Source organism: Rossellomorea sp. DA94 (assembly GCF_029834455.1).
Classification (GTDB): domain Bacteria; phylum Bacillota; class Bacilli; order Bacillales; family Bacillaceae_B; genus Rossellomorea; species Rossellomorea vietnamensis.
Map to the genome: position 1 here is coordinate 1,194,697 of NZ_CP122397.1, position 12,908 is coordinate 1,207,604.

14 protein-coding genes are annotated in these 12,908 nt (G+C 44.0%); 9 read left to right on the forward strand and 5 right to left on the reverse strand.

Annotated features, from left to right (window positions below; translation table 11 throughout):
• Window positions 1-89: 89 nt before the first annotated feature.
• A complete protein-coding gene (locus P8596_RS06315) occupies window positions 90-260 on the reverse strand; it encodes a hypothetical protein (protein ID WP_224520741.1) in 171 nt (56 codons plus the stop codon).
• A 251-nt stretch (window positions 261-511) separates the two neighbouring features.
• On the opposite strand from P8596_RS06315, the gene P8596_RS06320 reads away from it, so the two are divergent.
• From P8596_RS06320 to P8596_RS06330, 3 genes are all read left to right on the forward strand, one after another.
• Window positions 512-1,378 (forward strand): DMT family transporter, encoded by an 867-nt coding sequence (locus tag P8596_RS06320; protein ID WP_159361580.1) that lies wholly within the window; start codon window positions 512-514, stop codon window positions 1,376-1,378.
• A 110-nt stretch (window positions 1,379-1,488) separates the two neighbouring features.
• Window positions 1,489-2,583, forward strand: coding sequence for a serine hydrolase (locus P8596_RS06325; RefSeq protein ID WP_224520739.1), 1,095 nt, complete (start codon window positions 1,489-1,491; stop codon window positions 2,581-2,583).
• Window positions 2,584-2,622: 39 nt separating this feature from the next.
• Entirely contained in the window at window positions 2,623-3,654 is a 1,032-nt protein-coding gene (locus P8596_RS06330) for a beta-carotene 15,15'-monooxygenase (protein WP_224520738.1), read from the forward strand.
• 23 nt (window positions 3,655-3,677) lie between these two features.
• Here P8596_RS06330 and P8596_RS06335 read toward each other — a convergent pair whose 3' ends face one another.
• From P8596_RS06335 to P8596_RS06350, 4 genes are all read right to left on the reverse strand, one after another.
• Window positions 3,678-4,331: an ABC transporter ATP-binding protein gene (locus P8596_RS06335; RefSeq protein WP_224520737.1), complete on the reverse strand. Its 654-nt coding sequence runs from the start codon at window positions 4,329-4,331 to the stop codon at window positions 3,678-3,680.
• Window position 4,332: 1 nt separating this feature from the next.
• Window positions 4,333-5,370: an ABC transporter permease gene (locus P8596_RS06340; protein WP_224520736.1), complete on the reverse strand. Its 1,038-nt coding sequence runs from the start codon at window positions 5,368-5,370 to the stop codon at window positions 4,333-4,335.
• 72 nt (window positions 5,371-5,442) lie between these two features.
• Window positions 5,443-6,813, reverse strand: coding sequence for a HAMP domain-containing sensor histidine kinase (locus tag P8596_RS06345; RefSeq protein ID WP_224520735.1), 1,371 nt, complete (start codon window positions 6,811-6,813; stop codon window positions 5,443-5,445).
• Window positions 6,810-7,484: a response regulator transcription factor gene (locus P8596_RS06350; protein WP_224520734.1), complete on the reverse strand. Its 675-nt coding sequence runs from the start codon at window positions 7,482-7,484 to the stop codon at window positions 6,810-6,812. The genes P8596_RS06345 and P8596_RS06350 overlap by 4 nt, the downstream gene beginning before the upstream one ends.
• Window positions 7,485-7,669: 185 nt before the next feature.
• Here P8596_RS06350 and P8596_RS06355 point away from each other — a divergent pair, with 185 nt between their 5' ends.
• The 6 genes from P8596_RS06355 (at window position 7,670) to P8596_RS06380 (ending at window position 12,863) form a co-directional block, all read left to right on the forward strand.
• Window positions 7,670-8,344 (forward strand): sigma factor-like helix-turn-helix DNA-binding protein, encoded by a 675-nt coding sequence (locus P8596_RS06355; protein ID WP_224520733.1) that lies wholly within the window; start codon window positions 7,670-7,672, stop codon window positions 8,342-8,344.
• A 21-nt stretch (window positions 8,345-8,365) separates the two neighbouring features.
• The gene (gene clpP / locus P8596_RS06360) at window positions 8,366-8,950 is read left to right on the forward strand and encodes an ATP-dependent Clp endopeptidase proteolytic subunit ClpP (protein ID WP_261751686.1); all 585 of its coding nucleotides are present in this window, start codon (window positions 8,366-8,368) and stop codon (window positions 8,948-8,950) included.
• 190 nt (window positions 8,951-9,140) lie between these two features.
• The gene (locus P8596_RS06365; protein ID WP_034762394.1) at window positions 9,141-9,659 is read left to right on the forward strand and encodes a hypothetical protein; all 519 of its coding nucleotides are present in this window, start codon (window positions 9,141-9,143) and stop codon (window positions 9,657-9,659) included.
• A 77-nt stretch (window positions 9,660-9,736) separates the two neighbouring features.
• Window positions 9,737-10,795, forward strand: coding sequence for a C45 family autoproteolytic acyltransferase/hydrolase (locus P8596_RS06370; RefSeq protein ID WP_224520731.1), 1,059 nt, complete (start codon window positions 9,737-9,739; stop codon window positions 10,793-10,795).
• Window positions 10,796-11,009: 214 nt separating this feature from the next.
• Window positions 11,010-11,579 carry a helix-turn-helix domain-containing protein gene (locus tag P8596_RS06375; RefSeq protein ID WP_224520730.1) on the forward strand — a complete coding sequence of 190 codons (570 nt, stop codon included), beginning with the start codon at window positions 11,010-11,012 and terminating at the stop codon, window positions 11,577-11,579.
• A 36-nt stretch (window positions 11,580-11,615) separates the two neighbouring features.
• Window positions 11,616-12,863: an ATP-binding protein gene (locus tag P8596_RS06380; protein WP_224520729.1), complete on the forward strand. Its 1,248-nt coding sequence runs from the start codon at window positions 11,616-11,618 to the stop codon at window positions 12,861-12,863.
• Window positions 12,864-12,908 lie beyond the last annotated feature (45 nt).

Sequence of the window (12,908 nt, forward strand, 5' to 3'; positions counted from 1 at the left end):
GGTGCTATTATTCCATATGTATTGAGAGGTAGGCTGGAATATCCTCTTTCTATAAAAAGAAGAAGCACCTGACCTGCAGGTGCTTCTACTTAATTGGCGTCTTTATACCGGTAGCGATATTGAATGTTTGCAGTACGCTCATCCGTATCAATGGTAAACCGATTCCACAGGCTGTTGTCCCTCGTGGTTTCACTTTGCGGGAGGAAGGGGATGGTTTGATTGGCACCAATGGACATTGTACCCGTTTCAATGGTGTCCATGACATTCCCCGAAGAATCATAAACGCGATTTGAACTTGGACCAGCAGATCACGGTCATCAAAGTTGCTCATGAATACGAGGTTGGAATAATCCGATCCCCTGCAGGATGAAGAGTTTGTTTCTATACCCGCCTAGTTCAAAAGGCATTCCTTTTTCAGGGAAATAATAGCTGGTGGTTCGAATTTTTTTCTTTGCCTCCTTTTTTTGATACACTAATTTAGTTGCTAAATTGTTTATCATTGGAGGATATAATGTCAAATCGAAATAAAGGCATATTACTTTTATTATTATCAGCGTTTGGTTTCTCCTTGATGGCTGCATTTGTCAAGTTATCGGGGGATGTGCCGACGATCCAGAAAACATTCTTCCGGAATATCGTCTCTGCCTTCATTGCATTCGGTTTTGTCCGGTATCATAAGGAAAGGCTATTTGGAAAAAGAGAAAATCAAAAGCTTCTATTGCTGCGTTCTTCATTAGGGGCTGTTGGAATTGTGCTGTTCTTTTATGCGATCGATCATCTCGTGTTATCGGATGCCGATATGCTGAACAAGCTGAGTCCATTTTTGACCATCATCTTTTCTGCTCTATTCTTGAAGGAACGGACGCGCGTCTTTCAGGTGGTGGCGATCATCATTGCGTTCATCGGGACATTGTTCATCATTAAACCGGCTTTTTCTTTTGATGTCATCCCATACGTTGCAGGGGTGTTTTCCGCTATTTTTGCAGCAGGTGCCTACACGGTCCTCCGGGTGCTCGGGAGCAGGGAGAAGTTTTATACAGTCGTCTTTTACTTTTCCTTTTTCACGACGGTCGTGCTGCTTCCGTTTGTCATCGGGTTTTATGAACCGATGAGCGCGAAACAGTGGGTGTACCTGTTATCCGCAGGTGTCTTTGCGACAGTCGGTCAGTTCGGGATCACGATCGCGTATAAGTTTGCACCGGCAAGGGAGATATCGATCTTCTTCTATTCGACGGTTGTATACTCCGCTCTCATTAGCATCTTCCTGTTCGGACAGATTCCTGACGTATACAGCATCATTGGGTACATTGTGATTTTCGGAGCATCATTGTATATGTTCTTGAAAAATAATGTAGAAGGCAAGAAACAGGCAGCCTGATTCAAACCTATCCATCAAACGATGGATAGGTTTTTTCATGCAAAAAAATGAAACATTTTCCAATTTTACACCGTATATATAGTAACCGTTAATAGACAGGAGAGAAGAAAATGAAGCTTTCTTTATTCATCATAGGAATAGCCTTGATTATCGCATTGATCGTCATCGTGGCTGGGATTAGACAGCATGCGGGAAAGAGGGATGCCGACTATCTGTTAGACTACTTGAAGCATAACGAAAATTGGAGTTTAACGGTGGTTCGGAATGGTGAAACACTTGTGTCTGTCAGGGAAGATGAGATGTATCCTTTAGCAAGTGCGATGAAGACTATCATAGCCATTGAATATGCGAAGCGATGCGGAGAACAGACATTAGATCCTTCCCGCAGTATTTCTCTGGAAGAACTTGATCGATACTATATTCCGGATACGGATGGGGGAGCCCATAAAGCCTGGATAGCGTATTCAAAGGATAAGGGACTTCTCCTTGGGAATAGTACTACCCTTGAAAATGTGGTGAAAGGAATGATGGCTTTCAGTTCCAATGCCAACACTGACTATTTAATTGATCTCTTGGGAATGGAAGCGATCAACGAATCACTGGATGAACTGCACATTGAAAAACATGAGGCGCTTTACCCGGTCACGGGGGCCATGCTGATTCCAACGTATTTGAAGATGAAAGATCCTTCCTATACGGATGACTATATTGAGACGAAGATAAAGGAGATGTCAAAAGAGGAATACATACAAATCGCTCAAACCATTGCACAACGTTTAAAAGAGGGGGAAAAAGGACTGTATATTGAAAATGGGCATTCAAGTAAGCGTCTGGACAAAATTTGGTCTGACAGACTGACCAGGAGTACCACTTTTGAATACTCCACTCTCATGGGGAAGTTGAATTCAAAGAACTTTTTTGACAAAGAAACACAGGATCGATTGGATTCAGTCATGGAAGGTCTTATGGAAAGTCCAATCAATCAAGAGTGGTTAAAGCATGCCGGACAAAAAGGGGGATCGACAGAGTTCCTCGTCACGAATGCTGCGTATGCAACGGATAAAGAAGGAAATTCAACAGAGGTTGCACTCTTTACAAACGAGTTGGGAGCAGGGGAGTTAGATAAGATCTCAGGGAGTTTGAATTCATTCATGCTGAATATTCTAAGAGACGAAGATTTCCGGAACGAGCTGAAAGAGTTATAATGTAAGTAAATGGAATAGGTGTCAATTGGAGGTGTGAACATGGTTCTGCGAAACTCAAAATGGTCACTATGGGCACTTGCCCTGTTAACACTCGTCCTCTTCAGCAATGTCATGCTTTATCAACCAATCGTGCAGCAGTTCCTGGCCATTGAACTTGATCGAGGCGCCGTACTTGGATCCTTAGTGGATCTGGTCATCATTTCACCGGCACTTGCTTATGCCGCATTTAAAGTGTCAAAGAAGCAGGCCGCCGGATTCGTCGTATTTGGATTGGTCATGGCAAGAGTCATCATTCCTGAAGAATTCTTTGCACCCTATACGATTCTCCTGTACTCGGGGATAAGCTTTGAGGCCTTGTTCTTTCTGGCGGAACTGGGACTGATCTTCCTTCTGCTCAAGAGAATGCCGGTCATCTGGGCCGAAATGAGATCATCGGAAACAGGTCCGATCTTTTCATTCCTTCCTTCAGTAGAAAGAAAGGTAAGTAGACTTCCTCTTGTCCGAATCGTGGCATCTGAGATTCTGATGGCGTACTACGCCTTCTTCAGCTGGAGGAAGAAACCTCTTATTCATGACGGGGTGGTGACGATGCATCATAAGACCAGTGCCATCGCCATGAATATCATGCTCATCCATGCCGTAGCCATCGAAACAATCGGACTTCACTGGTGGTTGCATACCAAACTTCCTATCCTGTCATTCATTCTGCTCATTCTAAACGTGTACAGTATTCTGCTCGTACTGGCAGAAATCCAGATTACACGTTTGCATCCTGTTGAAGTAGAAAATGGTGAATTGCGTGTGGTGCAGGGATTAAGGCAGCGACTGATTCTGCCCCTGTCAAACATCGAAGAGATAGAATGGGGAGAGAAGAAACCAGGTAAAGGCACCATGGTCTTTATGCAGAAAGACTTTGAGGAGATTCACCCTCAAGTGATCCTGATCTTTAAAGAGCCCGTCGAAGCGACGCTGTTCATGGGTAAAAAAGAAGTGGTATCTAAAGTGGCTTTGAGAGTGGATGATCCTGAGAAGTTAAAGCGGTTATTAGAGCAACACGAAAAGCGTGCCTGATTCTTTCCAGGCACGCTCCTTTCCTATCCCATCCGATAAACCCAATCACAATCTCCGATCATCGACTCGTCATGAGTGACCATAATAGTAGCAATATCTCTTTCCTTCGTTTCTTTTACTAATAATTCCACCACGGATTTCCCCCGTTCCCGGTCAAGGCTTGCTGTAGGTTCATCGGCAAGGATCAGCTTTGGTTCATTCATGAGGGCACGGGCGATGGCGACCCGTTGCTGTTCGCCTCCGGAGAGTTGTTCAGGATAATGAGCTTTCCGTTCATCAAGTCCAAGGTGAGACAATAAATCCAATGCCCGTTCCTGAAGGTGGTCCTTCTGCTTGGTAAGCTTCCCAACGAGTAACAGTTGTTCTTCCACTGTTAAAAAAGGAACCAGGTTCGATTGCTGAAAGATGAAGCCGATTTCCTTCAGACGAAGAGCCGTTTGTTCTTTTCCGGTCATGTCGTGTACATTTCTTCCGTTTAGAGTCACCTCACCACTTGTGGGACTGGTCAACGCCCCGATGATGGAAAGGAGAGTGCTTTTCCCCGAACCGGACGGACCAAGTATCGCACCGAACTCCCCACTATTGACTTTCATGCAAATATGATCCAGGACCGTGAGCCGTTCATGTCCCTGTTTGTATGTCTTCGTAACTCCGTTTAATTCCAAGATTGATGTCATCTTATTTCACCCCTCCGATTGCTTCTAATGGATCGACTTTCATAATACTTCTAAAGGACAAAAGTGAACCGATCCATGCCATGACCAAAATCAATCCGCTGTTTAACAGGATCATGCCAGAGGATAATTCAAACGGGACGCCTCCGGGAATGAGTTGTGTCAATCCATACGTAAGGGTATTCCCTGCCAGGATCCCAAGTACGGCAAGAATGGATATCTGAAGGAACAGGGCTCGTAGAAGAATGCCTGCCTTTGCTCCGATTGCTTTCAGTACACCGTATTGATGAAGCTTTTGCAGGGTCATGACATAGAAGAACGTTGCAAGGACAATCGCCGAAATGATGAGCAGAAAGATGACCATCATCTTTAAAGAGCCCTGTTCCGCCGAATAACCCGGTACGTTTGACAGAATGTCCTCTTTTGGTGCTGCTTCCAGTTTGGAAGGAATGTCCACTCCACCCTTATTTGTGAAGAGGAGTGCCTGGTACGTAAGATCATCTCCATGGAGATCTTTCCACGTTTCCATCGATGTGAACATGGCCGGGGTATGGCCGTAACTGAAACGTTTTTTTGTAAAACCCTTAATGATCCATGTTTTCCCTTGGTACGTGAAAGAGTCTCCAGACTGATATCCTTCTTTTAGTAAGCCGGGATCCGCAAGTACCTCGTAAGGCGCGAGTTTCACACTTTCTTCTGCGTCCGGCATGAAAGTGCTGGTTGGATCTAAGGCAAAGAGGCTGATATTCACGGCTTCTCCTTCATGAGTCATTTCGACCATCTTCAATGCCAGTGGAGAGCCTCCTTTTACGGTGAATCTATCAGCAGCTGTCATATTTGATCGCTCAAGCTGATGCGAGTCGCTTTTTTCAACAATATATGTTTCTGCAGACAAATTTTTAATAGCAGAGGCATTATCAACGGATAAGCCGTTGGCAAGCCCGGATATTGACAAGACGAGACTTGTGATCAGTGTGATGATGCCTGTGATCAGTATGAATTTCATTTTGGCATAGCGGATTTCTTTCCATGCGAGAAACAAAAAAATCACCTTCCCTTTCATAACTTCTCTTTCATGATAAAAGGGAAGTATGAACGGAAGATGAACAACGGATTAAGGAAGGGTCACCTTGAAAGTGGTTCCTTCATTTGGATCACTCTCCACATGGATTTCCCCATGATGGAGGCTGATGATCTTTTGGACGATGGATAGACCAAGGCCGCTGCTGTCCCGTTCGTGACTCCGGGACTCGTCCACTTTGTAGAATCGGTCGAAGATCTTCTCCATATGCTCCGGTGGGATACCAATTCCAGTGTCCTGGATGGTAAACGTGATACCCTTTGATTCTGTAAGGAGGGTTATAATAATTTCCCCACCTCTGGGAGTATATTTAATGCTGTTGGATAATAGGTTCTCGAAAGCCTGGTACAGCAATTCCCCATGTCCGTTATAGGTCACCTCATCCGCTTCAAAGGATAAGGAAAGATCTTTTCCTTCCCACAACCATCGGGTCTGACTGATGAGAACTTGCACCATCGATGTCAGTTCTACAGGTTCTAATTTGATCACCCCTTGATCCTTATCAAGGGAGGCAAGGGTCAATAGCTGTTTACTCAGCTTTGATAACCGCGTACTTTCGGATTCGATCACCTTTGTATAATATTCCTGATCTTCTTTAGATATGGAAGGGGATTGTAACAGATTCGCATAGCCTTTCAAAGAAGAAAGTGGTGTTTGAATTTCATGTGAGACATTGGAAACGAACTCCTGACGCATATTTTCCACCTGCCTGAGCTGACGGCTCATGCTCGTAAATGATTTGGCAAGGGTCCCGATTTCATCCTTGCGATTTTCATGCAGCTGTATGGAAAAGTCTCCACCGGCTATCTTCTTCGTGGCAGCGGTAAGTTCCCTGATCGGCTTTACCAAGTACCGTGTACTGAAGAATACAATCATCATACTGAGCACAATCGTCAATAGGAGAAGGACGGACAGGAGAATATGTATTTCATTGAACTGCTGCTTGACGTTCGGCCTCATGAACAACGCATGTGGTTTCCCGTCGATTTCAATCGGGACACCGATAGAATTGGATAATTCATTAGAGAAAAACCCCGTCACAAACGTGGTGGAAGGATATTCAGCCATCCCGTGATACGTTGTCCCGTTCAGAACGCTTCGTATTACTTGAGGAGATAGTGTTCGATCACGAAATTCCTCCCCATAAAATGTCCCTGTCCCTTTTCCATCGGTCACATAAAACTGATAGCTCAGTCTTGCCGTTTTTTCAAAAAAAGTCGATTCCTCCATGGAAGCTGCCTCATAAAGTTCCACAACGTCCCGAGCGATTTCGGTATTCTTTTCATCATTGGAAGGCTTTAAAATCATTTGATAATAAAGATTCGAACCGATAAAGGCAATCACACTGCTTACGATCATGATCAACAGGGTGACGACGACGATCCGGATATAAAGGGTTTTCATTTATGTACCTCCAATTTGTAGCCGACTCCCCGTACGGTTGTGATCGTGAAGGTATTGGTGGAACCTCGGAACCGTTCACGCAAACGTTTAATATGCACATCGATGGTCCGGTCGTCCCCTACAAAGTCCATTCCCCATACATGCTGGATGAGTTCATCGCGCGTAAATGTCCTGTTCGTAAAGCTTGCAAGATAATAGAGCAGTTCGAATTCCTTGAGGGGTAGGTTCATGGTCCTATTTCCGGCTTTCACCTCATAAGACCGTTTATCAAGCGTCATGTCCCCCAAGCGGATGGTTTGGGAACCTGCCCGGTCGAATCGTCTCAGGATTGCCTGTACCCGGAAAAGGAGTTCTTCTTTTTCAAAGGGTTTCACCATATAATCATCGGTTCCGGACTGAAATCCTTTCGCTTTATCCGTCATGCTGCCCCTCGCAGTCAGCATGATGATGGGGATATCATAGTCTTCCCTTATCTCACTTGCCAACTGAAATCCATCTTTATTCGGCATCATCAGGTCGACAATGGCAAGGTCGATGGTTTGATGGAGAAGAATGACGGAGGCAGCTTCGCCATCCGGTGCTTCTGTCACCATGTATCCGTTCTGCTCCAAATATACGCGGACGAGCTTTCGCAGATGGGGGTCATCATCAACGACAAGAATTGATATCATAAGGGCACCTCATTTCAGTAAACGATTTTTTATGATTTTACTTTAGCACAAGTGACGGAGAGGAAACCAATTTATGACGAATACTCCTCTCCTTGGATATAATGAAAATAAAATATGCTTTTACCCATATCTTTTTCTGTTACTTATCCGTTATAGCCATGAGAGGATGCAAAGGAGTGAAGACAATGCAGATGAGATCGGTATTCAACTTGGACGAAGAAGGGATCGAAGAAATGGTCCCAAAACTGTTACGGTATTGCTATTTTCTGACAAAGGACAAATGGGACGGGGAGGATCTTGCCCAGGAATCTGTTTATAAAGCCCTCACCCGCTACCCGGATCGTCAGGATTGGAGTCCTGCTTTACTGAAGAAAATGGCCTATCATCTGTGGATCGACAAGGGCCGGAAAGAGAGCAGGGAAACAATCGGATCTGTGCCTGACTCTTGTGAGGAAAATCATCCAAAAGAGTGGATAAGTCCTGAGATGATCGGCATGCTTTCTAACAGATTGACTCCCAAGCAACTGGTTGCCTTCGTATTAAAGGAAGCCTTTCAGTACAAAATTTCTGAAGTTGCTGTACAACTAAACCTGACAGAAACAGCTGTGAAGGCTTTATTGAATCGGTCCAGGGCCAAACTAAAAAAGATCTCCGTCGATGATGATTGGGGAGGAAGTGACACATACGGGGATGAAAATCTCCAAAAAGAGCTGAACGCCATTTTATATCGGAGCCTGAAAGCACAGGATCCGAGTCTCCTCCTCGTCTACATCCCGACGCTGCTTGCCAATGGTACCACAGTCCACATGGTGGCACCTGCATCTCCATCGTCTTCAAACGTCCTCTCAATGGCAGCATAACGAATGAGGGAGGGAAAAATAGTGAACGCAATACCTTATGTAATTGAACAATCAAGTAAAGGAGAACGTTCCTACGATATTTATTCAAGGTTATTAAAGGATCGGATCATCATGGTGAGTGACGAAGTGAATGATCAGATGGCCAATAGTATCGTGGCTCAATTGTTATTTCTCGCCGCGGATGATCCCGAAAAGGATATCTCTTTGTATATCAACAGTCCGGGGGGATCGACTTCGGCGGGATTCGCCATCTTTGATACGATGGAGTACATCAGCCCCGATGTGCGGACGATCTGCACGGGCATGGCGGCATCATTCGGCGCGATGCTGCTCTTGGCAGGCACGAAAGGAAAGCGATTCGCCCTGCCTAATAGTGAAATCATGATCCATCAGCCGTTGGGTGGCGCCAGGGGGCAGGCGACAGACCTTGAGATATCAGCGAAACGCATCCTGAAGTTAAGGGAGCATATCAATGAAATCATTGCGGAGAAAACGGGGCAATCGGTTGAGAAAGTTGCATTTGATACGGACCGTGACTACTTCATGAGTGCCTATGAGGCAAAGGAATATGGGATCATTGATGAGATTATCGAGAAGAAGAAGTGATGGATGTGGGGACGGTCTTGATGGCCGTCTTTTTTTATTCAGCTGCTGAATATTTGGATGATTTCAGCAGTTGAACGAATAAGAACGAATACGGGAGGATGATTGTGTATCCCCCTACACTCATCACAAGATATACCATAACATGCGGGCTGTATGGTAAAATAAACCACAAATGACAGGGGGGTAACAAGTGACATTATTTTTCATTTTGGGTATTGTCGGACTTTTCTTTTTTTCGAAAATCCCGAGAGAGAGACTCTATATATTTAAGTGGATTCAATCTCTAAATAAGTTTAATTGGTTTCAGAATCCCTGGTTAGTCGGTGTATTCTTGTTTGGGATGAATCTATTATTATTCGGTGCAACGGGGCTGCTATTGTACGGTACGACTCTTCTGATGATTCCATACGTTCATCTCATTATTATGATGCTTGCCACTGTGTTGAGTCTTCTCGTATGGAGTTCACTTGTGCGCACAAAAGTATGGGGGAATGGGGAACGATGGAAAGCAGGAACGGTTGGAAGCAGTTTTTATTTGGTTCTTTTTTTGTTTATCCTGTACCAATGGAACACGTATGTACCCCAGTATCCAGGTGAAGACGGATTTATGGCCTTCATCGGTTTTTTCCTTGGGTTAGTGGTGACGGGTATGGCGTTCCTCATATGTTTTATGATGATTGTCTTTCTTCCAGTTGATAAGCGTGTATAAGGGATGCGATTGCTTTCCTTTTCCAATCCATTCTATTATCCTTGTAGAATAGATTCTGATGAAAATGAGGTTTTAGCATGAAAACAATACATAGCGATGTGATTCAATTTCGCGGTTCCCATTATGACTTCGGGTTTATGCAAGGGGAACGGATAAAGGATTCCATAACGGTTAGAAATCGGGAGAATCAGTGGAAGGTACGAAAACCAAGGTTTTCTATCAGTATTGAAGAAACAAAGACTGCGATCAGAAGATTTGCCCCAGGGGTCTGGGATGAACTCCTTGGGTTACAAGAAGCCCTCCAGTGGCCGATGGAGCGGGTGCTGAAGGAGTTTGGCGGCTACCGGGTGGATTATGTGAAGTCCGGCTGCTCGATCGTGACGGGTAAAGACTACTTGATCAGGAATTATGATTATCATCCGAAAACGTATGAGGGACGTTATACGTTCTTTCAGCCAACGGATACAGGATACGCGATCATCGGCCCTAGCCAGCGCGTGACGGGCAGGATGGACGGGATGAACGAACATGGCCTCTCATTGGGGTATAACTTCATGCACCGCAAGAATCCCGGAGATGGTTTCATTTGCTGCATGATTGGTCGGTTGATCCTTGAGTCCTGTAAAGATGTTACCGAAGCCGTCGACATGCTGAAGGAAATCCCTCATAGGCATTCGTTCAGTTATGTGGTGTATGATCGAAGTGGGGAGACGTATATCGTGGAAACCTCACCACGTGGGGTGGCAACTCGGCAAGACAGGGCATGCACCAACCATTTTGAAATGATGACCGATGAGAACAGAAATCACCTGGTCGATTCCAAGCGGCGATTGAGCATCATCAAGGAAACGGGGGATCAAGACGCACATAGTGCATTCCGATTAATGAATGATACGGGTAAAGGGGTGTTCTCGGATCTTTACGGGAGCTGGGCCGGAACGATTCATACATCGGCTTATTTTCCGAAAGAAATGAAAGCATGGTTTGCTCTTGGCGGAGACCGGGATCCTGTTATCTTCGATTTTGCCGAATGGCTAAAGGGGAAAGATGTTGAACAGGAAAAACTGATGGGAAAAGTGGATACTGATATTCCGTTTGTTCATATGGATGAGGGGGCGGATTGGTTCAGGAACTAAATGTAGGACTTCAGGTTTACTCCTGGAGTTCTTTTTTTATGAATGGACGGGGACGGAAATTCCATTTTATTAGAAGAATTTTTCTGTTTTTTCCTTAAATGTAGGGCTTTTAGTCGGTTTTACGTTATTTTGCAATAGTGACAAAATAGTCACATAGTTTTTGAATATTGAATCAGTATAATAGAACTAGAAAGGTTTTGTAGGAGGGATGCGAATGAGTCATCAAAAGAGAAATTGGCTAGAGAGATTAAGAAAAATGAAGGGGTATAGCCAAGAAGACATTGCCTATTTAGTTCACATCGACAGATCTTATTATTCAAAGATTGAAAGTGGTGTAAGAATTCCAAGTAAGCGGCTTGCAGAGAACTTGGCAGACTTATTGAAATTTCATGTTTCCATCTTCGAATTAGAAGAAAGTCCCTTTTATTTTGCCCTCCAAGATTCTCCTATGGTGATTGCCCATTTTGATTTGGATCTAAGATATACGTGGATTTTCAACCCGAATCCTGAACTTGACCCCGTGACTGTGATTGGAAGAAACGATGTGGAATTAGGGGACAACCACGGTACGAGGGAATTAATGAAAGTAAAACAAGAAGTAATAAAGAACCGTACATCATTAAGAAAGGTTATCGTATTCCCGATAGCTGATCAATTGTATGAGTATGATGTAAACTGTCATCCGTTATTTAATCATAAAGGAGAGTTGATCGGGGGGAGTTCGGCCTCTACACAGTTGATAAAAGAGGGAAATCGGATCTCTGATTATGAAATTCACTCCTGATAAAGGTTGCCGATTGAAATGAGGGAGGGGTGTTTGTTGCATGATTCTGTCTTGACGAACTTATTAATGAACTTTTTATTTATTCTAGTGGGACTACTCCTTTTCGCCCTTTATTATGACGCCACAAAGAAGCACCCTTCAAAAAAGATTGTCATCATCTTCTCCACTGTCACGATTCTATTATGTGTGATGTTCAGTCATAAGCTGGCAAATGGCGTCTATGTAGATTTGCGAAGGATCCCCTTTTTTCTGGCCAGCTTATATTTCGGCCCGGTCGTTTCCTTCGTTCTAATGGTCATGATCATAGCGCTACGGTATTTCATCATTGGGAGTGGTCTTATCCATTTGGTGATTCTCAACTATTTTGTCACTTTTTTAATTTTGGCAGCCTTTTCAAAAGGATTTCTGCGTGCTAAGAAAAAAGTGAAAGTATTATTCATGATTATCATCTGTTTCAGTATGACGATATTTAACCTTCTGTTTGGGTATATTCATCAAGCTGAAATCACGATGGATGAGTATCTGTATCTCGTTTTCATTCCGCTGGCAGCGACTGTTATATCAGTGATGATCGCGGAAATGATACGGAAATTGATGGAGTTGAAAAAGACTTTGTCTCAACATGAGAAGCTTCAGCTTGTGAGCCGGTTGGCAGCGAGTCTTTCCCATGAAATCCGAAATCCATTGACTTCATCTAAAGGATTTCTGCAGCTTGTACAAGAAGAAAAAGACATAAAAACACAGAAAGAATTTATAGAGTTGTCTTTAAAAGGGATTGATCAGGCCACTCATGTTATAGAGGAATATTTGACGTTTACCAATTCAACGCCAGAAAGGTCGGAAAGTATCGATGTAAAGGATTCACTTATGGAGCTGATTGAAATCGTCAAACCAAAGGCTACACATATCTCCTTCCGATATCAACTTTTAGACGGTATTCATGTAGAAGGGCAACGCCATAATTTTATTAAATGCATGGGGAATATCATGACCAATGCTATAGAGTCCATGCCTCGGGGTGGGCAGATATCGATTGGGATGGTTGAGAAGGAGAACGTAATCATTTCCATTTCTGATTCAGGTAAAGGAATGACCGATGAGCAGATTCGACGTTTCGGTGAACCGTTCTTTACAACAAAGAATGAAGGCACTGGCCTCGGAATGATGGCAGCCACGATCATTGTTCATTCCATGAAGGGGAAAATTGAAGTGGAAAGTGAACTGAACAAAGGGACAACGGTAATGATAGAATTGCAAAAAGCCATTAAGACAGAAGCAGGCTAACAAGAGAAAAAAAGGAATCCCGATGGACGCGGGATTCCTTTCATT